The sequence below is a fragment of the Salegentibacter sp. BDJ18 genome (genome assembly GCF_017579965.1).
Classification (GTDB): domain Bacteria; phylum Bacteroidota; class Bacteroidia; order Flavobacteriales; family Flavobacteriaceae; genus Salegentibacter.
On record NZ_JAFLQX010000016.1, the window covers coordinates 52,753 to 77,948 of the forward strand.

The 25,196-nt window shown below is 36.0% G+C and carries 19 protein-coding genes; 16 read left to right on the plus strand and 3 right to left on the minus strand.

What is annotated here, in order from left to right:
- Window positions 1-15: 15 nt before the first annotated feature.
- From J0871_RS09490 to J0871_RS09525, 8 genes are all read left to right on the plus strand, one after another.
- The gene (locus J0871_RS09490) at window positions 16-1,005 is read left to right on the plus strand and encodes an amidohydrolase family protein (RefSeq protein WP_208224999.1); all 990 of its coding nucleotides are present in this window, start codon (window positions 16-18) and stop codon (window positions 1,003-1,005) included.
- A 118-nt stretch (window positions 1,006-1,123) separates the two neighbouring features.
- A complete protein-coding gene (locus J0871_RS09495) occupies window positions 1,124-2,533 on the plus strand; it encodes a Gfo/Idh/MocA family oxidoreductase (RefSeq protein WP_208225000.1) in 1,410 nt (469 codons plus the stop codon).
- A 204-nt stretch (window positions 2,534-2,737) separates the two neighbouring features.
- Window positions 2,738-3,508 carry a transcriptional repressor AgaR gene (agaR, locus tag J0871_RS09500; protein WP_075326315.1) on the plus strand — a complete coding sequence of 257 codons (771 nt, stop codon included), beginning with the start codon at window positions 2,738-2,740 and terminating at the stop codon, window positions 3,506-3,508.
- A gap of 47 nt (window positions 3,509-3,555) precedes the next feature.
- Window positions 3,556-4,452: a dihydrodipicolinate synthase family protein gene (locus J0871_RS09505; protein WP_208225001.1), complete on the plus strand. Its 897-nt coding sequence runs from the start codon at window positions 3,556-3,558 to the stop codon at window positions 4,450-4,452.
- A 90-nt stretch (window positions 4,453-4,542) separates the two neighbouring features.
- The gene (locus J0871_RS09510) at window positions 4,543-7,830 is read left to right on the plus strand and encodes a TonB-dependent receptor (RefSeq protein ID WP_243870448.1); all 3,288 of its coding nucleotides are present in this window, start codon (window positions 4,543-4,545) and stop codon (window positions 7,828-7,830) included.
- Between the two features lie 15 nt (window positions 7,831-7,845).
- Entirely contained in the window at window positions 7,846-9,351 is a 1,506-nt protein-coding gene (locus J0871_RS09515; protein ID WP_208225002.1) for a RagB/SusD family nutrient uptake outer membrane protein, read from the plus strand.
- An 89-nt stretch (window positions 9,352-9,440) separates the two neighbouring features.
- A complete protein-coding gene (locus J0871_RS09520; RefSeq protein ID WP_208225003.1) occupies window positions 9,441-10,565 on the plus strand; it encodes a sialidase family protein in 1,125 nt (374 codons plus the stop codon).
- A 214-nt stretch (window positions 10,566-10,779) separates the two neighbouring features.
- Window positions 10,780-11,577, plus strand: a complete 798-nt coding sequence (locus J0871_RS09525; protein WP_208225004.1) for a DUF1080 domain-containing protein — start codon at window positions 10,780-10,782, stop codon at window positions 11,575-11,577.
- Window positions 11,578-11,581: 4 nt separating this feature from the next.
- Here J0871_RS09525 and J0871_RS09530 read toward each other — a convergent pair whose 3' ends face one another.
- Window positions 11,582-12,289, minus strand: coding sequence for an FCD domain-containing protein (locus J0871_RS09530; protein ID WP_208225005.1), 708 nt, complete (start codon window positions 12,287-12,289; stop codon window positions 11,582-11,584).
- A gap of 114 nt (window positions 12,290-12,403) precedes the next feature.
- On the opposite strand from J0871_RS09530, the gene J0871_RS09535 reads away from it, so the two are divergent.
- The 8 genes from J0871_RS09535 to J0871_RS09570 all read left to right on the plus strand — a co-directional run bounded on the left by J0871_RS09535 (window position 12,404) and on the right by J0871_RS09570 (window position 23,353).
- Complete coding sequence (locus tag J0871_RS09535) at window positions 12,404-13,558, plus strand: AGE family epimerase/isomerase (RefSeq protein WP_208225006.1); 1,155 nt, start codon at window positions 12,404-12,406, stop codon at window positions 13,556-13,558.
- Window positions 13,559-13,672: 114 nt separating this feature from the next.
- Entirely contained in the window at window positions 13,673-15,349 is a 1,677-nt protein-coding gene (locus tag J0871_RS09540; RefSeq protein ID WP_208225007.1) for a beta-N-acetylhexosaminidase, read from the plus strand.
- A 2-nt stretch (window positions 15,350-15,351) separates the two neighbouring features.
- Window positions 15,352-16,278, plus strand: a complete 927-nt coding sequence (locus tag J0871_RS09545; RefSeq protein ID WP_208225008.1) for a TIM barrel protein — start codon at window positions 15,352-15,354, stop codon at window positions 16,276-16,278.
- A 3-nt stretch (window positions 16,279-16,281) separates the two neighbouring features.
- The gene (locus tag J0871_RS09550) at window positions 16,282-17,259 is read left to right on the plus strand and encodes a formylglycine-generating enzyme family protein (protein ID WP_208225009.1); all 978 of its coding nucleotides are present in this window, start codon (window positions 16,282-16,284) and stop codon (window positions 17,257-17,259) included.
- 71 nt (window positions 17,260-17,330) lie between these two features.
- Window positions 17,331-18,839 carry a sialate O-acetylesterase gene (locus J0871_RS09555; RefSeq protein WP_243870449.1) on the plus strand — a complete coding sequence of 503 codons (1,509 nt, stop codon included), beginning with the start codon at window positions 17,331-17,333 and terminating at the stop codon, window positions 18,837-18,839.
- Between the two features lie 350 nt (window positions 18,840-19,189).
- Window positions 19,190-19,498 carry a hypothetical protein gene (locus J0871_RS09560; protein ID WP_208225010.1) on the plus strand — a complete coding sequence of 103 codons (309 nt, stop codon included), beginning with the start codon at window positions 19,190-19,192 and terminating at the stop codon, window positions 19,496-19,498.
- 82 nt (window positions 19,499-19,580) lie between these two features.
- Window positions 19,581-22,268 carry a sodium/solute symporter gene (locus J0871_RS09565; RefSeq protein WP_208225011.1) on the plus strand — a complete coding sequence of 896 codons (2,688 nt, stop codon included), beginning with the start codon at window positions 19,581-19,583 and terminating at the stop codon, window positions 22,266-22,268.
- A complete protein-coding gene (locus J0871_RS09570; RefSeq protein ID WP_208225012.1) occupies window positions 22,265-23,353 on the plus strand; it encodes an SGNH/GDSL hydrolase family protein in 1,089 nt (362 codons plus the stop codon). Before J0871_RS09565 ends, J0871_RS09570 begins: the two co-directional genes overlap by 4 nt.
- Window positions 23,354-23,395: 42 nt before the next feature.
- Here J0871_RS09570 and J0871_RS09575 read toward each other — a convergent pair whose 3' ends face one another.
- On the minus strand, window positions 23,396-24,085 hold the full coding sequence (locus tag J0871_RS09575) for a response regulator transcription factor (protein WP_208225013.1): 690 nt from the start codon (window positions 24,083-24,085) through the stop codon (window positions 23,396-23,398).
- Window positions 24,082-25,170, minus strand: coding sequence for a histidine kinase (locus J0871_RS09580; RefSeq protein WP_208225014.1), 1,089 nt, complete (start codon window positions 25,168-25,170; stop codon window positions 24,082-24,084). Before J0871_RS09580 ends, J0871_RS09575 begins: the two co-directional genes overlap by 4 nt.
- Between the last annotated feature and the right edge of the window lie 26 nt (window positions 25,171-25,196).

Genomic DNA, 25,196 nt, shown 5'->3' on the forward strand with positions numbered 1-25,196 from the left:
AAAAAAGAGAACAATATGATATCAAAATTTATAGATGCACACGTGCATTTAAACACGCTTTCTTCAGAAAAAATGGAGAAAATGATGGAATATAATTCGGGTTTTCTTTCTATAAACACCAATATCCCATTTTTTGAAAAAATTGAAGAACAGGAAAAAATCATTCTTAAGCTTCAGAAAAAATATCCGGGAAGAATAAAATATTTTACCACATTCAATTTTAAAAAATGGGGAACTCCAGAGTTTGTAGATGATGCTATCAATCAGATAAAGCGAGGGATGGATAATGGAGCAGTGGGGGTGAAGATATGGAAAGATGTAGGTTTTGATTATCATCACAAAGACGGCAGTTTTGTAATGATAGATGATCCTGTCTTTGATCCAATTTTTGATTTTATTCAAAAGAATAAAATTATGCTTATAGGGCATCAGGGAGAGCCTCGAAATTGTTGGTTACCTCTGGATGAAATGACTGTAGATTCAGATAGAAATTATTTTAAAGACCATCCCGAATATCATATGTTTCTTCAAAAGCAATATCCGTCTTATGAAGATCAAATGCAGGCCAGGGATAATATGCTAAAAAAATTCCCCGAAATAACCTATGTGGGGCTTCATTTGTTTAGCATGGAGTGGAGCATCAAAGAAGTTGCTGCTCGTTTGGAGGCATATCCAAACACTTTAACCGATGTAGCTGAGCGTGTTTGCCATTTACAATTGCAGGCTAAAGATAATTGGGAAGCTGTACGCAACTTCTGCATAAAATATCAGGATAGAATTATATACGGCACCGATGTGATTGACGATGGTAATACGCCGGCAGACGAAATCGCCGCAAGATTTGAAAATTTGTGGCAATTTCATTACGATTTTTTTGCCACATCAAAAACATTGAGCGCTCCGGAATTTGAAGGAGAATTCAAAGGGCTTAATCTCCCCAAAGAAGTAGTGGAAAAGATATTCTATACTAATGCGAAAGAAACTTATGGTTTTTCCGATTTTTAAATTGCTAATGTTTGTTTTTCCTGGTTCGCTTTAAATAGTATGAAACATATCTTTTATGATCTGCTACTTCTTAAGTACTTAATAACTATACAGATTTTCTAGAATTAAAACTTTTATTATGAAGAATAACCGAAGAGATTTTTTAAGAATAACCGGTCTTGGCGGGCTTGGACTGGTAAGCAGTAGCTTTTTAAACTGCAAAGGGCCTGAAGCTTTTTTAGCAAATGCTCCTACCGGTCCACAACAGTTTAATATGAGCGGTTATGCCGCTCCCAAATTAGATACCGTTCGTATTGGTTTCATTGGTCTGGGAATGAGAGGTCCTGGTGCGGTAAACCGTATGAGCCAGATTGAAGGAGTAGAGATTAAAGCACTGTGTGATTTAAGACCTAAACAGGCTGAAAAAGCAAAAGAACTTTTAAAGGGAACTTCCCATAATCCCGATTTATATTCGGGGAGTGACGATGCCTGGAAAGAAATGGTAGATAGGGAAGACCTGGATTTAATTTACATTGCAACCCCGTGGGACTGGCATACGCCAATGGCCGTGTACGCTATGGAAGCCGGAAAACATGCTGCAGTAGAAGTTCCAGCGGCAAAGACTATAGATGAATGTTGGGAGCTTGTGGAAACATCTGAAAGAACTAAGAAGCATTGTATGATGCTTGAAAATTGCTGTTATGATTTCTTTGAACTTTTAACTTTGAATATGGCACGCCAGGGTTATTTTGGAGAAATTATTCACGGAGAGGGAGCGTATATCCATGATCTTTTAGATCTAAATTTTCAGAAAAATGCATATGAAGATATGTGGCGTCTAAGAGAGAATTATGAAAGAGATGGAAACCTCTATCCAACTCACGGCTTAGGCCCAATTTGCCAGATAATGAATGTGAACAGGGGTGACCAAATGGATTATTTAACATCGCTGTCCAGTAATGATTTTCATATGGCTGCAAAAGCTAAGGAATTAGCTAAAGATGATCCGTTTTACGACCAATTTATTGGTAAAGATTATGCCGGAAATATGAATACCACCATGATTAAGACCAAAAAAGGAAAAAGTATAATGGTGCAGCATGATGTTACTTCACCACGCCCTTACTCCCGAATACATTTAGTAAGCGGAACTGAAGCTTTTGCGAGAAAATGGCCAAGCCCTGAGCGAGTAGCTAAGGGACATAGTTGGTTAAATGAAAACGAAATGTCTGAACTTGAAAGTAAATATACACCTGAAATAGTGAAAAAAGTAGGTGATATGGCGAAGAAAGTTGGTGGCCATGGCGGAATGGATTTTATCATGGACTGGAGATTGATTGATTGTCTTAGAAACGGCCTTCCTTTAGACCAGGATGTATACGATGCAGCTTTATGGAGTGCAATCACCCCTCTTTCAGTAGATTCTGTTATTAACAGAGCTCAGTCCATGGACGTGCCTGATTTTACAAGAGGAGCATGGAAGAATAATAAGCCTGTAGATGTAACTTTAAAAGGAGGAGGAACAACCAATGTAATATTAAAAGCTTAAAAGTTATTTATTCATTATTACGAAAAAACTTGTATATTTTGGAATAAAACTTTCAAACGAAATATAATATTTTTTAAATTCCTGTTTTGTTGTCTATAACTAACAGGAATTTTTTATTTTTTGTCTAATTTTGGAATAAATAATAAAAAAGTAACTATACCTCTAATAGGGAAAATAGTTATCTAAATAAATTAAAGCTAATCTATGAGAAAAGCCGCAGCACGCCGATCTAAAATTTTGGAAATTTTAGATGAAACAAATAAAGTGAATGTAACCGAATTAAGTGAGCACTTTAGTGTGAGTGAAGTTACTATTCGTAACGATTTAGATAAATTAGAAAAAAATAAACTCCTTGTTAGGGCTCATGGAGGTGCTTTTAAGACAAATAACCTGGCCTTAGCGGTATCAGAAAAGAAAAGTATTAATCGCGATCTTAAACGGCTAATTGGGAAGACCGCTGTTGGTCTTATCCAGGAGAATGATTCTATTATTCTGGACTCGGGAACAACTACTTTTGAAATTGCTAGTAATCTTGGTAAATTTAAAGAAATTACGGTTATTTCTAATGCTTTGGATATTGTTAATAATCTAGCTCAGTTTGATAATTTAAAAGTTTATATGCCCGGCGGATATTTAAAGGAATTTTCCATGTCCTTAGTGGGGCCAATGGCGGAGCGCAATTTAAAACAGCTTTTTTGTAATAAATTGTTTCTTGGAGTAGATAGTATTAGAAGCAATGTCGGCTTTTTCACCCACCATATGGAAGAGGCATATCTAAATCAAATAATGATTGAGATTGCTGAAGAAGTAATTGTTGTCGCTGATTCTACTAAGTTCAAAAAAACCGGTCTGGCTTTTATTCAGAATTTTGAACATATAGATAAGGTTATTACCGACGATGGAATTGATGAGAACGACCTTAAGATGTTACAAAAGAATAACGTGGAAGTTTTAATTGCCGGAAAAGGTGAATAAAAGATAATATTTTATATATTTGATATGTAATACATAATACATATCAAATGAAAAACTTGTTTGCGGCGACTTATGCGCCTATGAAAGATGATTGGAGCATTAATCCTGGGATGGTTGGTCCGTATGCCGATTTTCTTAAAAGGAATAAACTATCTGGAGTTTTTATTAATGGTTCTACTGGTGATTTTGTTTCGTTAACCCCTAATGAGCGTACAGAGCTCCTGGAAGCCTGGGCAGATCATAAATCAAATGGCTTATACTTAATAAATCACGTAGGAAGCAATAGCCTGAAAGAGGCAGAAATTCTTGCAGCTTCTTCAGTGGGAAGGGCAGATGCAGTGGCAGCAATAGCTCCTTTTTATTTTAAACCTTCAAATATCCAGCAATTAATTGACTATTGTAAATCAATTGCATTAAAGGCAAAAAACCTTCCTTTCTACTACTATCACTTACCTGTTTTAACCGGTGTAAATTTTCCAATGCGGAGTTTTGCTGAAAAAGCTAAGGAACAAATTCCCAATTTTGCTGGTATTAAATTTACTGAGAATAACCTCGTAGAATTTCAAAAAACAAGTCTGGGTCATCCTGATTTGGATATTTTCTTTGGAGTAGATGAAGCTTTTTATTCTTCACTAGGCTTACAGGCTGGTGGTTGGGTTGGAAGTACTTACAATCATTTATCACCACTTTTTTATAAAATAAAGGAAGAATTTGATAAAGGTAATCTTCAGAAAGCTGCGCAGTTACAGAGTTTTGTAGCAAAATTTGTAGAAAAATTAAGTACCTATGGAAGCTTCAATGGATCTGGGAAAAGTTTTATGAAGAAACTTGGCGTAGATTGTGGTCCCTCGCGTTATCCGCATCCTACTTTAAAAGATTCTGAAATAAAAAATGCTTTCGAAACTTTTGAAAACATTGGGTTGTCCGAATATTTTTCATCATAACGAAAATTTTTTTATTAAATTATTATGTATAACATAATGCTTTTATTTATATTAGCAGTGTTAAAAACAAACAAATTAAATCCTAATTTTATGAAAAAAAGATTAATTATGGATGATTGGAGATACCTTTTGAATAAGGTATTGCAATTATCCCGGCCAGATTTCACTAATAAAGTACTATTGGGTGGGCTTGTATTTTTGTGTTTTGGCTTTACGATGCAATCTCAGGATTTCGAAGTTTCAGGAGTTGTTTCAGATGAAGCAGGAATCCCTATACCTGGAGTTAATGTATTAGTGAAAAATACTAATCGTGGTGTTCAAACCGATTTTGATGGAGCATATAATATAGAAGTATCCCAGGGAGAAACTTTAACCTTTAGTTATATAGGTTTCAAAACTACCGAAATCGTTGTAGAAGACGGGGATGCTGAAATTAATGTTATTCTTGAAGAAGATCTATCCAGCCTGGATGAAGTGGTTGTTACTGGGTATTCCACCCAGTTGAGGAGTAATATGGCTACTGCAGTTTCCAAATTAGATACTAAAGTACTGGAAAGCGCGCCTAGATCTAATGCGGCTACAGCACTTCAGGGTACTATTGCAGGTTTACGTGTAACTCAAAACACTGGTCAACCCGGAGCTACACCAAGTATCTCTCTACGGGGGGGAAGTGATTTTGGTGGTGGCGGTAGTCCATTAATCTTAATTGACGGGGTTCCCGGATCCTTTTATGCTTTAAATTCCGACGATATTGAATCTATGGAAGTCTTAAAGGATGCTGCTTCTACTGCCGTATATGGTGCGCGAGCTGCAAACGGAGTTATTCTGGTAACTACCAAAAAAGGAAAAGCTGGACGTTCTAATATTACCTATAGGCATAGGTATACTATCAATGAAAGACGGGACACCCCAGAATATCTTGGGGCCGAAGATTTTATTATTTATAATCGTAGGGCAATTAGAAATACACAAAGAGTACTTGGTGAAGGCGCATTTAATAATTTTCTAGTAGGACCCCAGGGGATGGGAACTGGTAATAACACTACAAATTCTCCTTTTACTACAATGATTTTAGGAGACGATAATAGATATTTGTTAGATCAGCCAGGTTGGAGTTCCATTCAAGATCCTATAAATCCGTCGCAGCAGTTAATTTTTCAAGAAAATGATATGAGTGAGTTGTTTTTTCAAAATAGTCACTCAAAAGATCATTCTCTTTCTTTTGATGGCGGTAATGAGAAAGGTACTTATTATGCCGGTTTGGGATATCTTGATGATCAAGGTATTGTTATTGGTTCTGGTTTTGAACGGTTTTCAGGAACGTTTAACGGGTCCTATAACGTAAAAGATAATTTTAAAGTTTCTTCAAATTTACTTTATGCGCATTCCGAAGTTAATGGTACTTATTTGGGTAATGATAATCAAATATTCGAACGTGCGGCGGGGCAACCACCTACGTCCAGGATTTATAATAATAATCCCGATGGGAGTTTAAGTGATGATCCAAACCCTGGTACAAATACTAGTTTTGGTAATCCTTTATACTATAAGGATAAATTTTTAAGTGAGAATTTGGAGCAGCGTCTTACTGCATCAGTACAATTGGACTGGCAGTTTATAGAAAATTTCAACTTAATGCTTAGGGGTTCCCATTTTACTATTAATAACACTAATGAGAGCTTTAATAAAGCGTACTTAAATGCGGGATCATTAGTAACCACTAGAAATGCTTCTGCCAGCCATCAAAAAACATTGAGAAATCAGGCCACGGCCACGGTTACTTATGATAATGTTTTTAATGAAAAACACAATGTGAATGCAATGTTGGGTGGAGAATTTTTTCGAGAAGACTATTTTGTATTGAGTGGAGCAACAAGGTTATCTCCTACCGATTTAATTACTACTCTGAATGCGGGAGCAGAAGCTAATGGAGTGCCTTCTTCCTCAAAAACTAATTATGCTATTGCTTCAGTTTTTGGGCAGGTAAATTATGATTATGATAATAGATATTTACTAGGTCTTACTTTTAGACAAGACGGAACTTCGAGATTAGGGACTGAAAAATATGATTTCTTCCCAGGGGTATCATTTGGTTGGAATCTTCATAATGAAAACTTTTATGAAAGTTCAAATGTTGAAAGCTTAGTATCGCGTATTAAACCACGTGTTAGTTATGGGGTGAATGGAAATATAGATGTATTGAGTAATTATGGTGTTTATGGTTTATATGCGGAAACCGCTGTGTATGGTGGTCAAACCGGTTACGCTAATACCAATTTACCAACACTTGGTCTAAAATGGGAACGTGCCACTACACTCAATTTTGGATTGGATTTAGGCCTGTTTAAAAATCGTGTGAATCTTTTAGTAGATTATTTTATTCGAGATGTGGATGATAAACTTGCAGGTTTAACTTTACCTCAATGGACTGGATTTAGTTCTATCCTTGTGAATAACGGGACCTTAAGAAATAAAGGTTTTGAATTAGAATTGGATGCAACAATTGTCAATAACGACAATTGGAACTGGAATATTGGTGGTACTTATTTTACACAAAAAAGATATGTGGAATCTTTACCTGATAACGGGGTAGAAAACAACCGTCAAGGAGGGATTGAGATTTATGACCCTGAAACCGATGGTACCCGATATATAGGTGGTTTACAGGAAGGACAAAGAGTGGGAACTGATATTGTTACTGCTTATATTCAAGAAGGAGTTTATCAAACTGAAGCCGATCTGGCAGAGCACGAAGGTCGTAGAGTAGAAATGGCAACCAACCCAGAAATTCAGCAGTTAGGGGATTCTCGTTGGAGGGATGTGAATGGTGATAATATTATAGATTTTCGCGACAGGGTGAAAATTGGTAGAATTACACCAGATTTCTTTGGAGGATTCACCTCAGATCTTACCTATAAAAACTTTAACTTGTTTATAAAGACTGACTTTGCTTTAGGCCATCTAATACAAAACAATGCAAGATCCCGGGGAATGGCGCAAGTTCAAGGAAATATGAACTGGACTAACGAATTGTTAGATACCTGGACGGAAGAAAATCCAAATACAAACGTTCCCAGATACGATTTCACTGATCCACAACGTAACCACTTGTCCTTTCCGTATGGAGGACAGTACAATAGTAGTTCTCGTTATTGGGAAAAAGGGGACTACCTAGCTCTTAGGGAGGTGACCTTAAGTTACAATGTTCCAGGAGAACTTATAGGTAATGTATTCCAAAACCTTAGAATATATGGAACGGGAAGTAACTTAGCATACTTTAATGATTATACCGGCTACTCTCCAGAAAATGGAGGTATAGATAGCGGTCGTTTCCCCTTACCGGTAAGTTATACTCTGGGTGTTAATTTAAGTTTTTAATAAAAAATAATGAATATGAAGATTTATAAAATAGTTAGTGCACTTATATTACTTTTTGCACTCGGAGCTTGCGAAAGCGAATTAGATCTACAGCCGGAAAGCACCTTAACCTATAATGGGTTTTGGGAAAGTGAAGAGGCTGCAAGAGCTGCGCAGGTTGGCTTATATGCTAATTTTAGAGCTCGAAATAGTACTTTCTGGACTATGGGTGAAGTTCGTTCAGATATTTGGGGAGGTCCTACGTTTGAATCTCCAGCTAACCTCGATTTAATTAATCAAAATATTAGTGCTACTCAGGTGCCATTTGGAAATTGGGCTGGTTTTTACGGTTATATGCATCATATTAATGATTTTCTTTTAAATATTGAAAATATCGAATTTGACAATGAAGCCGATAAAGCTCACCTTATTGGACAGGTGTATGGAATTAGGGCATTTATGTATTTTACAATGTTAAAAACCTGGGGTGGAGTACCAATTTCAACTGAACCTTTGTTAGACGTTAATCCGAGCGAATTAGCTAAAGCTCGTTCCTCTAAAGAAGAGGTAATGGCATTGGTAAAAAGCGATATTGCCAGATCTTTAGAGGCTTTTGGAAATGATGAATCTTTTTGGAATGGGCAGCGAACCTATTGGTCTAAAGCTGCAAGTTTGGTCTTGAAAGGAAAAGTTTATTTATGGTCTGGTAAACTCCTTGGCGGGGGAGATACAGATTATAATGAAGCAAAATTAGCTCTAGAAGAAGTACAAGGAATGGGCTTTAGCCTGGTAGAAAATTACAATGATCTGTGGGGTGAAGAAAATGAAAATAATAATGAGTTCATTTTTAAATTTGATTATACACAAGATGAAGCTGGAAATTTTTATAGCGGATTATTTACTGGTCGGTCTACAGAGATAAATGCTACCTGGGATTCCTATGGTAACTCTATGGCCGATTTTATTTCTAATGGAGGTAACCGTTATGGACCAAGTATTAAAATCCTGGAAATGATTGATAATACTGAAGATGCACGCCGAGATGAGACTTTTATTAGGCTTTATGGTAATGATGAAGGTCATATTCCATTTGATACTGAAGGGTATCAAGCCTCTATTCTGAAAAAGTTTTTGGGTGTAGTTGAAGCAGGTAGCCGTTTAAGTAATAATGATGTACCATTGTTTAGGTATGCCGATGTTATATTGCTTTTGGCTGAGGCCAAAAATAATTTAGGGGAAGATCCGTCAGAAGAAATCAATCAAATTCGAATGAGAGCTTATGGAGAGGATTATACAGAAGCCGAAGATGCTTATACAGGTGGCTCTCAGGTAGAGAATACTCGTGCAATTCTTGATGAAAGGTTAAAAGAATTTATCGGGGAAGGAAAACGTTGGTGGGATTTAAGACGTGCAGGAGGCACATTTATATTTGATGAAATAGAAAGTTTGGATGCAGCTGAAGCTTATAAATTGGAACTACCAATTTCTCCAGGAATGATAGCCAATAATCCGCTATTGGAACAAACAGAAGGTTATGAATAATAATTATACCCATGGTTATTATTTATTAGTTAGTTAGCTGAAAAGGCCGCACTTGCGGCCTTTTTTAAAATTTAATTAAATTAAAAATTATGAAAAAAATTGTATTACTAATAGTGCTCGGTGCTTTTTTGCAAGGTTGCAATGATAACGCTAAAGAAAAAGAAGCCAAAATAGAAGAAATTAATGAGCCTAAAACACAGGAGTTAGTGTTTGAAGATCTTTTTAATGCAGAAGCTAAAGAGAATATTGCCTGTTATCGAATCCCTTCTTTGATAACTGCTCCTAATGGAGATCTTATAGCTGCAATAGATGAGAGAGTACCTTCTTGTGCTGATTTAAGAGGGAGCAAAGATATAAATATTGTACAGCGTAGAAGTACCGATAATGGTAAAACCTGGAGCGAAATTGAAACGGTAGTTGATTTTCCCGAGGGAGAATCTGCATCAGACCCTTCTATGATTGTTGATGAAGAGACAGATGAAATTTTTATGTTCTATAACTTTATGGATCTTGACAATGAAGCGAATATCTATTATCTACATGTAGTTTCGAGTAAAGACAACGGCAAAACCTGGACAGAACCCCGCGATATTACTACGGAAATTGCTAAGGATGAATGGCATAAAGATTTTAAATTCATTACTTCTGGACGTGGAACACAAACAAGCTCTGGGAGGCTACTGCATACCCTTGTAAACCTGGATAATGGTCTACATTTATTTGGTAGTGATGACCACGGAGAAAGCTGGTTTTTAATCGACACCCCAATTCAACCTGCAGATGAATCTAAGGTTATTGAGCTTGCCGATGGAAGATATATGATTAATGCTCGAGTGAATACAGGTGAAGGACATCGATATGTACATATTTCTGATGATAAGGGAGAAAGTTGGGAAACCCGTCCAGAAACTAAATTGACCGACCCAGGAAATAATGCGAGTATTATTAGGTATACTCGTGACGGTGAGAACGAAAAAGATATCCTGCTTTTTTCAAATTCCAATGATGCAGAGGAAAGAAAAAACCTAAGCGTTCGTATAAGTTATGACGAAGGAGAAACCTGGAGTGAAGGAAAAACTATATATCCTGGATCTGCAGCCTATTCTGATCTTACGGTTTTAGAGAATGGTGATATAGGTGTGTTTTTTGAAGCCGATGGCTATTCCAGGAATCTTTTTACAAGCTTTTCTTTAGAATGGTTGACTGATAAGTAAAAAAACAATAACCAAAATACTTTCAATTATCTAGACTCGGTATTCTTTGATAATTTCACAGGTTTTCTTGATTAATTACAGTTGATTTAATTTAGCCAGTTGTGAATACCGAGATCTGGATTTTTTACAATACTAAATCAAAATTCCGCCCGGGAATTTTGATTTTGGTGTTTTTAAACTATTTTAACACCTAATTTTCCTATTTAATATTCAGATGAAATATAATATTATTAAATTCTTTTGTTATTCCACTAGCATTTTAATTTTGGTTTCTTGTAAAATAAATACTTCGAAAAATGAAAAAGATGATGGTTGGGAATATTTATTCAATGGAAAAAATCTGGATAACTGGATAGTAAAAATTCACAAACATGAATTGGGTGATAATTATCAAAACACCTTTCAGGTTAGAGATGGAGTTATTCAGGTAAATTATAAGGGATATGAACGTTTTAACGAAAGATACGGTCATCTTTTTTATGAGAAACCATTTTCAAATTACCACTTAAAATTTGAATATCGTTTTACTGAAGAATGGATGGAAGATGCGCCAGGCTACACTTACCGAAACAGCGGAGTGATGTTTCATTCTCAGGATCCTAAAACAATTTTAAAAAATCAGGATTGGCCAATTTCAGTTGAATATCAAATGCTGGCAGATGCCGGTGACGGCAATCCACGCCCAACGGGAAATATGTGTTCCCCGGGCACTGAAGTTTTTTTTGAGGGAGAAATGGATCCACGGCATTGTATTAGTTCTTCTTCAGATACTTACTTATGGAACGAATGGGTGCAAGCTGAATTGATAGTTCAGGACAGTCTTGTTATTCATAAAGTGAATGGTAAGACGGTATTAAAATATACAAAACCTCAAATTGGTGGTGGTACCACTGAAGGTTATGATCCGGAAATTAAACAAGATGGAAAACTTTTAACCCAGGGATACATTGGTCTTCAGGCCGAAGGGCAAGAAGTTGAATTTCGGGACATTAAAATTAAGCGACTTGAATAAAAGTTTATTTTTCTTTAAAAATGGAATCAAAATGAGGTTCTAAATGATGACGCATGGCATTTCTAAATGTTTCTGGTGTTCCAATTTTTATATTATCCATTAACATGCGGTGAGTAACAAAATGTCCTGAAGAATATCGATGTTTAAAATCTTGCGGAGTGTTTTTTAAATGAACATATTCAAAAACGGGTAATAATAATTGCTGAAAGCCTTGCAGGGTTTTATTATTTGAAATTTGGTAAAGTTTCCCGTGAAAAGCTATTTCCTTATCAAGGCTAAAATGGCTTTGATCTGATTCCTGTTCCTCTTCCTTTACAACAATCTCTTCCAGATCGTCTAAATCTTTCTGAGTTTTTCTTTCAAAAAGAAAATCTGCCATTCCCATTTCTAAGATTAAACGCAGTTCAAAAAGATTCTTTAATATACCGGTGCCCAAAAGCGTGGGATCTAAAATACGAGCAAAATTATTTATAATATCTGGTTCGGTAAGCACCATGCCTCTATGTTTTTTTGACTCCACCAATCCAAGGGTTCTTAGCCTTAATAATGCCTCCCTTATAACCGTACGACTAACTCCCAGTGATTGAGAAAACTCAAGTTCTTTGGGAATTGGATCTCCGGGTTTTAAATTGTTATTTTTAAAAAATTCTAAGAGTCGAATTTCAACTTTATCAACCAGAGAAAGTGTATCAATAGGTTTTATGTTCTTCATAGTCATGCAAATATTCCAAAAAAGCTAAGAAATAAAAATAATTTATAAAATATCAGATAATAAAGGATAAAGATATAACTAATTTTTATATTCGTATTATGTTATACATATTATATGAATTCAACTATATATAAAAAAGCACTTTTAGAAGATGTTATTCCTTTTTGGAGCAACTTTTCAATCGATAAGACACATGGTGGTTATTTTTCGTGCTTAACCCAGGAAGGCCAGGTGTATGATACTGATAAATTCGTCTGGTTGCAGGGAAGGCAGGCCTGGATGTATTCGTTTCTTTTCAATGATGTAGAGCAAAAAAAGGAATGGCTTGATATTGCTAAAAACGGGATTGACTTTTTGCGCACCCATGCCATGGATAAAAATGGTAACTTTTATTTTTCCCTTTCCCGCGAAGGGAAACCTCTTATTGCTCCCTATAATATTTTTTCCGATTGTTTTGCAACGATGGCTTTCGGGCAATATGCAAAAGCCAGTGGAGATAAAGAGATTGAAGCACTGGCTCGTAAAACCTACTATAATATTCTAGATAGAAAGGAAAATCCAAAAGGTAAATACGATAAAACTATGGGTAACCGGCCCCTTAGAAATTTTTCCCTTCCTATGATTTTATCCAATCTCGTTCTGGAACTGGAATCGGTTTTACCAAAAGAAGAAGTTGATCTGCGGCTGGAGCACAGCATAACAGAAGTGATGGAGGTGTTTCTTCAGGACGATGGTTTGATTTATGAAAACTTAAATCCGGACGGTTCATTTTCAGATAGTTTTGAAGGACGTCTTATTAATCCGGGTCACGGTATTGAAGCGATGTGGTTCATGATGGATATTGCAGAAAGGCAGAATGATAAAAAATTGTTGGATGAAGCGGTCCAGGTTGTTTTAAATACCTTAGAATTTGGCTGGGATAAACAATACGGCGGAATTTTTTACTTTCTTGATATTAAAGGTAATCCACCCCAGCAGTTAGAATGGGATCAAAAACTTTGGTGGGTACACCTGGAAGCGCTTGTGGCGCTCTCAAAAGCCTATAGCTTAACCAAAAACCAGGAAGTTTGGGAGTGGTATAAAAAAGTCCATGACTATGCATGGAGTAAATTTTCCGACGAAAAGAATGGCGAGTGGTTTGGCTATTTAAATAGGCAGGGAGAACCACACCTTAGTTTAAAAGGAGGGAAATGGAAAGGTTGTTTTCATGTGCCTCGTGCTATGTATCAATGCTGGCAGGCTTTCGAAAATATTGAAAATTCAAATTAATTAAAAGCAATTTTATTTTTAAAGATATCGAAAGTTAAAAATTATGAAGTATAAATTTTTAATTTTCGATATGATAATTATATTTATTGAATATTTATAAATGGAAAGTTAGTTATGAAAAACCTTATATTGTTATTATTTTTAACTGCAACTCTTTTAGCATGTGATAAATCTAAATCTTATGAGGAATTTGCACAAGTTGAAAATAAGAAGCAAGATTATGCTATAATTCCGCATCCACAAAAAATGGAAACTTCAAATGGGGTTTTTGTTATAGACGAGAATATTCAAATACAGGCAAGTGAAGAATTAAATCAGGAAGCTAAATTTCTTGCGGATTATATTGGGGAAATTGCAGGCGTTACCCCAGCAATTAAATCTAATAAAGATGAGGTAAAAAGAAGCATTAGTCTTAAAATTTCAACTGATTTTGATCAAGATGAAGCTTATAATTTAAAGATTACACACGAAAAGGTTGTAGTAGAAGGAGCTTCTGCCAAAGGTGTTTTTTATAGGGTGCAAACGCTAAAACAGCTTCTTCCTTTAAAATCTGAACTTCAAAATGAATCAGCAGAAATCAGTATTCCTGCCGTAGCTATTTCAGATGCTCCAGCATTTGATTATCGCGGAATGCACTTAGATGTAGCTCGACATATGTTTCCGGTAGCTTTCATTAAAAAATATATAGATCTAATAGCGGTGCATAAAATGAACACTTTCCACTGGCATTTAACCGAAGATCAGGGGTGGAGAATCGAAATAAAACAATATCCTAAACTTACCGAGATTGGCTCTATGAGGAAAGAAACGATGATAGAAAAGAATTTTGATCCATATAAAGGTGATGGCGAAGAATATGGAGGGTATTACACGCAAGAAGAAGTTAAGGATATCGTGGATTATGCTGCTAAAAGACATGTAACTGTTATCCCCGAAATAGAATTGCCAGGTCACTCTCGCGCAGTTTTAGCTGCCTATCCAGAATTAGGTAATAATACAGGTCCCTATGAAGTGGCTACTAAATGGGGGGTATTTGATGAAATATTGGCACCAAAAGAAGAAACTTTTGAATTCCTGGAAAATGTTTTAACCGAGGTTATGGAATTATTCCCAAGTGAATATATTCATATTGGTGGAGATGAAGCACCAAAAACAGAATGGGAAAAAAGTGCCCAGGCACAGGAAGTTATAAAACGAGAGGGGCTTAAAGATGAGCACGAATTGCAAAGCTATTTTATTAGGCGAATTGAGAAATTTCTAAATAAAAATGGTCGTCAAATAATTGGCTGGGACGAGATTCTTGAGGGAGGCGTTGCTCCTAATGCCACGGTAATGTCCTGGAGAGGTAACCAGGGTGGGATTGAAGCTGCTAAACAAAAGCATAATGTAGTGATGACTCCAAATACTCATTTGTATTTTGACCATTATCAAGCCAATCCTGAAAATGAACCTCTGGCAATTGGAGGCAATTCTACTGTTGAACATGTATATTCTTTTGATCCTGTTCCTGAAGAATTATCAACTGAGGAAGCAAAGTATATTATGGGAGCGCAAGCCAATGTTTGGACTGAATATATAAAAGATTCAGATTACGTAGAGTATATGATTTTACCGAGAATGACAGCTTTGTCTGAGGTGGTCTGGACCTATCCCGAAGAACGTAACTGGGAAGAATTTAAAAGCGGGCTAACCGAATTTAAAAAACACTACAACGAAATGGATTTAAATTATGCCACGCATGTTTTTGAAGATTCTCAATCAACTAAAAATGAACCTACAGCAGCTAAATAATAATGAATAGAAGAACCTTTGTTAAGCAAAACATAGCAGCATCTGCCCTGGCTGGTTTGGCGCCGGTAGGGGCTTTCGCTGCTAATTTCAATGAAAATACTTTTTCAAATGAGGTTAATTTTAATCTTGATTATGCCCCTCACCTGGGAATGTTTAGTAGCCACGCAGGAGAAGATCCCATAGATCAGCTTAATTTTATGGCAGATCAGGGTTTTAAGGCCTTTGAGGATAATGGAATGAAAGGAAGAACGCTGGGGTTACAAGAAGAAATGGCTGCAACAATGGCCAAAAGAAATATACGAATGGGTGTTTTTGTGGCCCATACTATTTACTGGACCAAACCTAATTTAGCTAGTGGAGATAAAGATTTGCAAAATGAATTTCTAAAAGAAATTAGAGAATCGGTAGAGGTGGCTAAACGTGTTAATGCGAAATGGATGACGGTGGTGCCCGGTTATGTAGATCAACGTCAAAATAAGCAATATCAAACTGCAAATGTGATAGAATCTTTAAAGCGTGCTGCCGATATTTTAGAACCCCACGATCTTACAATGGTATTGGAGCCTCTAAATTTTAGAGACCATCCCGGTTTATTTTTGAGCGAATCCCCCCAGGCTTATCAAATTTGTAAGGCTGTAAATAGTCCTTCCTGTAAAATACTTTTTGATATTTATCACCAACAAATTCAAGAAGGGAACCTAATTCCTAATATTGAGGCAGGTTGGGATGAGATAGCATACTTTCAGGTAGGCGATAACCCGGGAAGGAACGAACCCACTACCGGTGAGATCAATTATAGAAATGTATTTAAATATATCCATTCAAAAGGTTTTGATGGAATAGTAGGTATGGAACACGGGAACTCCCTGCAGGGAAAAAAGGGTGAAATCGCCGTAATAGAAGCATATAAACAAAGTGATGATTTTTAAAAAATGAGATATATAAAATTTTTTGTTACCTGTTTAACTTTGGCTTCTGTTGAATTTTACGGCCAGGACAAGTTAGAAAATTATGTTCAGGAACTTTCAGGTACAGATTTAGAGATTAAAATGATTGCTATTCCTGGCGGGGAATTTCAAATGGGTAGTTCGCCAGAAGAATTTGGTCATTTTGAAGATGAAACACCGTTACATAAGGTACAGATTGATCCTTTTTGGATGGCATCTCACGAAATTACATGGAAGCTTTTTAAGCTCTACCTGGAGCGTCCGTTAAATGATTTGCCATTAGAGAATAAGGCTAAGGATATAACTATTAAAGTTGATGCTATTTCAGGTGCTACTGTGCCTTATGTAGATATGAGTTTGGGAATGGGAACAGGCGATGGTATGCCGGTGGTGAATATAACATATCTGGCCGCGCAAAAATTCTGTAAATGGCTTTCAGCAAAAACAGGATATTTTTATCGCTTACCCACTGAGGCAGAATGGGAATATGCTGCCAGGGCTGGGAATCAATCTTCTTACCATTTTGGCGACAACCCTGACGATTTAAATGAATATGCCTGGTTTTATGAAAATAGTGACGGTCATTACCACGCCGTGGGTTCAAAGAAACCAAACCAATGGGGGCTTTATGATATGCACGGAAATGTTGCGGAGTGGACTTTAGATGCTTATAGCGCTGATACTTATAAAAACAGGGAGGATCGGACCTCTAATCCTTTTGTAGTACCAGAAAATGAATATCCTCATAGTGTTAGGGGAGGCTCTTATTATGATGATGCTGAATACTTAAGAAGTGCTGCTCGTTTGGAATCCAGTGAGAACTGGAAAATGCGCGACCCTCAATTCCCGAAAAGTAAATGGTGGAATACCGATGCTCAATTTGTAGGATTTAGGATTGTAAGAGATCCCAATCCGCCAGCAGCATCAGATTATGAAAAATATTGGGGGCCAATTACTCCTTGATTTAAAACTTTTAAAAATGAAAAATTGGAGCAGGAGGGAATTCGATTTTCAACAATAAAAGAATAAAAATTATGAGATGGATTTTTTTCCTTTTTGTTCTTCTTTTAGCTATTAATACTTCACATTCCCAATTAAAAGTAGCAGAAATATTTACTGATAATATGGTGCTTCAACGGGATCAACCCATTAAAATCTGGGGATCTGCTCCTCCGCAAACGGAAATTGTTGTGAGTTTTCTAAATAAAAACCAGTCCACCGTCGCAGACATTAATGGTAGTTGGGAACTTGAATTTGGAAGACAACTAGCAACCTCTCAGCCACAGAAAATTCGAATAAAATCGTTAACACAAACAATTACTTTAACTAATATCCTTATTGGGGATGTTTGGCTATTATTGGGTCAATCTAATATGGAGTGGCCTATGAGCGGGGAAATGCATTTTGAAGAGGAATTAAAAAATGCCGATAACAAGCAACTAAGGTTCTATAACCCTAAGTATATAGGAAAGAATATTTATGGGAAGGCCTATAATCAGGATCAAAGAAAAAAATTGGCTGGGGGAGAATTATTCTATGATAAAAAATGGGAGGAAAGCGATACTTCTTCTTTTAAAGCTATGAGTGCTATAGGATACTATTTTGGGAAACAAATTATAGATAAAAAAGGGATTCCGGTAGGCCTTATCAATTTATCTATTGGCGGTGCACCCCTGGAAACATTCATTGCATTAGAAACTTTAAAGGAGAATAAAAAATTTTCTAAGAAAACGGGTTCGAACTGGCTTTATAATGCACATCTACCCGATTGGATAAGAGAAAGAGGTCGGGAGAATATCAACGGAAATCAAGTAGAAAATAACTCCAATGGACCAAATCATGCTTATAAACCAGGTTTCGCATTTAACACAGGTATTGCGCCTATTTTAAAAATGCCAATTAAAGGTATTCTTTGGTATCAAGGCGAAAGTAACGCCCAGGAAAAGGAGCGTGTAGAAGAATATCCTGAGCTGCAAAAACTTATGATACAGGATTATCGAAAAAAATGGGAGAACCCTAGTTTACCTTTTTACTGGGTTCAGTTGTCTTCAATTGATACCATAAATTATGACTCTCACTTTTGGCCTGAATTTAGGGACGGGCAGCGTAGATTACTGGAGGAAATGAAGAATGTGGGAATGGCCGTGAGTAGTGATATTGGTGCCCGTCACGATGTGCACCCACGAAATAAAAAAGCTGTGGGCAATAGGCTTGCGCGATGGGCTTTAAACAAAGAATATGGGCAAGATGTTTTGGTTTCTGGTCCCTTACCAAAGAATGCTATTAATAAAAATAGGAAGGTAATTGTAGATTTTAGGTTTACTGGAAAAGAACTCAAAACCTTAGATGATAAATCTTTGAGGGGATTTTCAATTGATGGAAAATCGCAAGCACCGGCAAAAGTAAAAGGAGATAAAGTATTTATTAAAACTTCAAAAAAGCCTAAATTTATTTACTATAACTGGCAGCCCTGGGCTACCGGTAATTTGATTAATTCGGAAGGCTTGCCGGCTTCAACATTTAAGATGGAGGTTATGAGATAGTCCTAAAAAATCAAACAAATAATCTATGATAAAGAATTTATCTTCAAAACGCTTATTTTATCTCAGTATATTTATTGCTGGGTATTTTGGTTTTTTGTACTTAAATGCAAAAATCTTAAAATGGAATAATTTCTTTATCCAGTTTATTGTAGAATCCTTCACTATTCTTTTATTAATAGGCCAGGTTGTTTTATTAAGTATCTCGGCTATTTATTGGAAAAATGATAGATTTTCAATTAACCAATATTCCTTTTGGGCCTTTTTAATCTTATTTCTTAATAGTCTTTGGACAATTGGATCATGGTTGATATCAAGGACTTAATATTCGCTTTTTAAAATTAACTAGTAGTATGAAATTTTTATCCCTCCTCTTTTTAATATTACTACTGGGTTGTACTGTTGAAAAGCAAAATGATAATGAATTAGAACATGCAGCGGCTACTTTATATTACCAGCCAGACTGTGCAACTATCAATGGCTATATAACTCTAAAACTTTCTGATGAAAAATATGTTTTTCAACATGAAATAGAAGAAGAATTTCGCGCAATGGGTGTAGAAGTCAAGGTTGCTTTTAGAAAACAAAAAGAACCTGGAATTCTGACTAACGAATGTTTAACTGCACCAGTAATAATGATCACTTCACTGGAATTACATTAAATTCTCAAAAGTCTTCATAATATTTTGATATTTATATGTTATACATAATACAAAATTATTATCTTGGGCAAAAATTTAGCTTATGAATGTTCGGTTGTTTTTTCTTTTATTATTTCTATGCGGGCAATTAACTGCTCAAATTGAAAAAAGGCTTGACTTCAAATGGGATACCATTGCACATCTCAATAATGAATTAGGCGTTAATGGAGCCTTCACGGGAGTCCATAACGATGCTTTTATCGTTGCTGGCGGAGCAAATTTTCCGAATGACCCTGTTTGGGAAGGAGGAGAAAAAGTTTGGTATAATACTATTGAAGTTTTACAAAAATCGAATGATAGCTATAACTGGATTTCAGTAAATGCAAAATTACCGCGGAAACTGGCTTATGGAGCTTCAGTGTCTACTCCCGATGGCTTGTTATGTATTGGAGGGAATAATTCAGATGGTACATTTTCTGAAGTTTTTCTGCTAAAATGGAACCCGAGAGAGAAGAAAATTGAAATTGAAAAGCAGCCTGATCTACCTGTACCTCTGGCTAATATGCAGGCTACAAATATAGGTGATGAGGTTTTTGTTGTTGGAGGACAGGAAGAAAATGGAAGTAAAGCAAGTAATAAATTTTTCTCTTTTAAAAATAATGAATGGCAACGTTTAGAAGATTTACCAGGTCCAGGTAGAATTCAACCCGTAGTGGTTAGCCAGAACAACGGAAAGGCGAATTGTGTTTATGTTTTTAGTGGAACTCATTTCAATCCCGATGCAAATGATCCGAATCAATTTTTGACTGATGTGTATGAATATAATCCGCTTCAAAAGAAATGGAGACAAAAAGCAGATATTCCTACCAATGCTACTCCCGGACTTTCAGGAGGATATATTGGCGCAGCCCCGGCGGTTAAGCTTGGAGATGCGCATATTATCATTTTTGGCGGTGCCGGAGGAGAAAACCAACTATGGAAGCAACGTTTGGAACTTCAAAATGAGCTTATAAACTTGGAAGGTTCAAAACTTTCTAAAGCAGAAATCAACCAAAAAACCGATTCAATTAATAAGCTTATAGCCAGTAATTTTAAGAACACATCATTTTCTTCTACAATATGGGCTTATCATGCAATTACTGATACCTGGAGTAAAAGAGGGGAAATTCCTGGAGCCACCCCCGTGGTAACTGACGCCGAATTCTGGAATGATGAGATTTTTATTGCTGGAGGAGAGATAAGTCCTGGTGTACGTACCCCGGCCGTTCACAAAATTAGTGTGGAGCCCCACAGGGCAGATTTTGGCTTGATTAATTACATTACTTTATTTGTTTATTTAGCATTAATTGTTGGGCTTGGTTGGTATTTTTCCAGACGAAACAATAGTACAGATGATTATTTTCTGGCTGGTGGGCGTATACCCTGGTGGGCTGCTGGGTTGAGTATTTATGCAACGATGCTTAGTGCAATAACCTATCTTTCACAACCGGCTTTGGCCTATTCTTATGACTGGCAGGCCTATTTAGGTTACTTTACTATTTTGCTTACGGTGCCTATTGTCATTACCTTTTACCTTCCGTTCTTTAGAAATTTAAATATTACTACTGCCTACGAATATCTTGAAAAGCGATTTAATATTGCGGTAAGAATTTTTGGTAGTGCTTCTTTCGTACTGTTTCAGGTGGCGAGAATGGGGATTGTTGTTTATTTGCCAGCCCTTGCACTGTCTACAGTAGTAGGTTTGGACATCTATACGGCAATAATTATCATGGGTGTTCTTGCAATACTTTACACGGTCTTGGGAGGTATTGAAGCTGTAATTTGGACAGATGTTATTCAGGTAATTGTACTTATTGGAGGGCTTATCCTTGGACTTATCTATATTGCCATAGATATTGGGGATGTAGGTTATATTTTTGAAACTGCTTATGCGGATAATAAAATGAAGTTATTCGATTTCCGATTTAGCTGGACTGAGGTCGTAACCTGGTCATTATTTTTAGGTTCTTTCGCATTAAATTTTGCGCCATACACTACAGACCAGGCAGTAGTACAACGTTATTTAACCACAGCCAACGAAAAGGAATCACGTAAAAGTATTTGGCTTAACGGAATAATTTCCATTCCTGCTGGATTGCTTATCTTTTTAATGGGGACTTTTTTATATGTCTTTTTTAAAGACAATCCTGATTTTATAGTTGTGGGAATGCAAAATGATGGTATTTTCCCATTGTTTATTGCAAATCACCTTCCTCCCGGTGTGGCCGGTCTTGTAATAGCGGGGATTTACTCTGCTTCAATGTCTAGTTTAGATAGCAGTATGCATAGTGTATCAACGGTGGTTACGGTTGATTACTATAAACGCTTTAGTAAAAATTACTCCGAACTTACTGCTATGAAAGTTGCAAAATGGGTAACAATAACGGTTGGGGTAATTGGTACAGCAGTTGCTTGTTTAATGGCAGCTTTTCCCATTGCTTCCCTCTTTTTCTTCTTCCAGGAAGTTGTTGGTTTATTTGGAAGTGCCCTTACCGGTATTTTTATTCTCGGGATTTTCTTAAAAAGAGCTAATTGGGCTGGTACATTAATCGGGGCTTTACTTAGTGTAATTGTGGTTGTTTTTCTAAAATATCAAACTCCTATAAATTTCTATATCTATCCCCTAATCGCAATTCCGGTTTGTGTGATTGGAGGTTATCTGGCAAGTTTAATGATAAAGGTTAAAAGGAATGATAACTCTAAAAACCTGGTTTATCATAAAGGTTTGAAAGATCATAAATTTGAACAATGAAAGGATATCTAAGCTTATTTTTAATGCTGATTTTTGGAGTTCTAACCGCACAGAATGCTACAGAATTTACCTGGTATAAAGTGGACGAAATGAAGCTTGGGGGAAAAATTAATGCCGAGACTTCAAATCCATTTCAACGTTTTCCCGGCTCCATGAAAGACCTTGTGAGAAAACGCGTATGGGATCTATCTGAAAATCCTGCAGGTGTCTATATGGATTTTGAAACTAATACTGATGAGATTATTGTGAAATACGAGGTAAATGGACCGGAAGAATTTCCGCATATGCCTGCAACAGGGGTAAGTGGAGTAGATCTTTATAAACGTGATGAAGGGAAATGGGATTGGGTAAAGGCCAATTATAATTTTGCAGATACAATTTCCTATAAATTTCGGCTAAAAGATACTACAGATTTGATTCAAAATAAGTTAAGATTATATCTGCCATTGTACAATACCGTTTCTAATATGGAAATTGGTATTAAAACTAATTCTAATTTCAAAGAATCTCCACGGGACCATACAAAACCAATTGTAGTTTATGGTACTTCCATAACTCAGGGTGCTTGTGCAGGGAGACCAGGTACAGCCTGGACTTCAATTTTATCAAGGGAAATTGGAATTCCTTTATTTAATTACGGTTTTTCTGGAAATGGGCGTTTAGAAGAAGAGGTTCTTAATTTTTTAGCCCAATTAGATGCAGAAGTTTTTATATTAGATTGTCTTGCAAATTTCACATCCGGTCAGGGTTTGGACGCACAACAAGCTAAAGTACGTTTGATAGGAGGGGTTAAAACCATCAGAAAATCACATCCTGAAACACCAATAATTTTAACCGATCATGCGGGATATCCACATGGAGAAGTCCATTATCCTGAAAAAGAAAAGTACCTCGAATTAAACCGATCTAATCGGAAAGCTTTTGAAAAATTAAAAGGAGAGGGATTTGATAATATTTACCTTTTAGGATTTAAAGAGTTGGGGTTAAACCAGGAAGATTTTATTGATGGGGTGCACCCAAATGATGCTGGAATGATAAAATATGCCAATGCTTACCTTCACTTATTACGTAAAGTAATAAATTAAAAATCGCTAAGATTTAGATAAAATTTTTGAAGGTTGAAAATGTTATTCTAGATCAAGGATTTTAGCTTTTACCTCATTGAGATAGCTACGCCCAATAACATACAGAGATCCATTTATTTCCACACTATTGCCTTCCACAGCATCAACTTTATCTACTGATATGGTATATGACCTATGAATTCTCAAGAATTTTTTTTCAGGTAAACTTTCGGTAAAACTACTTAAAGTTTGGTGTACTATATATTTACCAGAGCGCGTTATAATTTTGATATAATCTTTTAAGCTTTCCACTACCAAAATATCATTAAGGTAAATTTTCTTCATTTTCTTTTTGTCTACTTTTACAAAAAGATGTTCTGTTTCGGTAGGCATATTAAGCTGTTGGCGTTTTACTTTATCTATCGCCTTTAAAAAACGTGGAAAAGATATTGGTTTCACCAGGTAATCGAGTACATCAAGTTCAAAACTTTTTACTGCATATTCCTGATGAGCAGTAGTTATTATAACCATGGGTTTTTTCTCCAGGGTATTAAGAAAACTAAACCCATCTAAAACCGGCATATTAATATCAAGGAAAAGAACATCTGAAGGATTTTTTCTCAGAAATTCAAGTGCTTCCACAGCATTATTAAAACTTGCTTCAACCTTAATATCTTTAACTTGCGAAAGATGATTCTTTATAACGCTTACCGCCAGAGGCTCATCATCAATAATAACACAGCGTAAACTCATTTAGATTTTAATTTTAATGCGACAATAAAGTTCTCGTCTTTGGAGTATATTTCCAGATTGTAATCTTTTTCAGCATAGCCTAAAGCCAGGCGTTTTTTTACATTTTCTATCCCTATGCCCCCGCTTTCCTTTTCCAGCTTATTGTTTATTCTTTTGTCTGGTAAGGTGTTGCTTACTTTAAAGTAAATATCTTCCTGTTTCACCTGTAATTTTATAGAAATACAAACATCTCCAATGTTCTTACTGGCCCCATGCTTAAAAGCGTTTTCAATAAATGGAATAAATAGCATTGGTGGAATTTTTTTACCCTCAATATCCCCGGTAACTTCCATATTTATTTTTACCTGTTCGCCATATCTAATTCGTTCCAAATCCAGATAATTCTGAATACAAAGTATTTCTTTATCAAGTGGTTGTTTGTTATCTTTAGTTTCATAAAGTAGATAACGCATAAGTTCAGAAAGTTTTAAAACAGTTTCTGAAGCTTTTTTAGATTGTTCAAGGCTTAAGGAGTATATATTATTTAGGGTATTGAAGAAAAAATGAGGTGAAATTTGCGAGCGTAGAAATCGCAATTCGGTTTGAAGTTGCTCTTTTTCTAATCTTGCGGCCCGTTTGCTTGCACTAAGCCAATCTAAAGTTATTTTTATTGCGGTTACAAAAGAAATCACATAAAACTCTCCCAGCATCATAGTAAGGGCGTAATTAAATGTGAATTCAGAAGTAGCTTCGGGACCTTCAGGCCATACATTATTACTTACAAGAAATAGCGTAAGATAGAACTTAGCCACTACCATAATAAAAATTGATACCAATAAAATAGAGGAAAAGCTTATAAATCGCCGTTTAAAGATAAATCTTGGAATTAAAAAATAAATGGTGAAATAGCATAAAAACATATGAATTGGAAAACCAATCAAATTACCTTTAAGTGATAAAGCAAAATCATCGTAATAACTACCCCATCGCAGCGTATTAAAAAGAAAATATATTAACCAAAAAACCAAATGATGCCAGGCAGTAATTTTATAGTCACCCTGGTTTTGAATGGAGAAACCGTTTAAGAATTGTTTTCTGGTAAGCATTTTGATTTTTTTCGCTATTCAGCTTT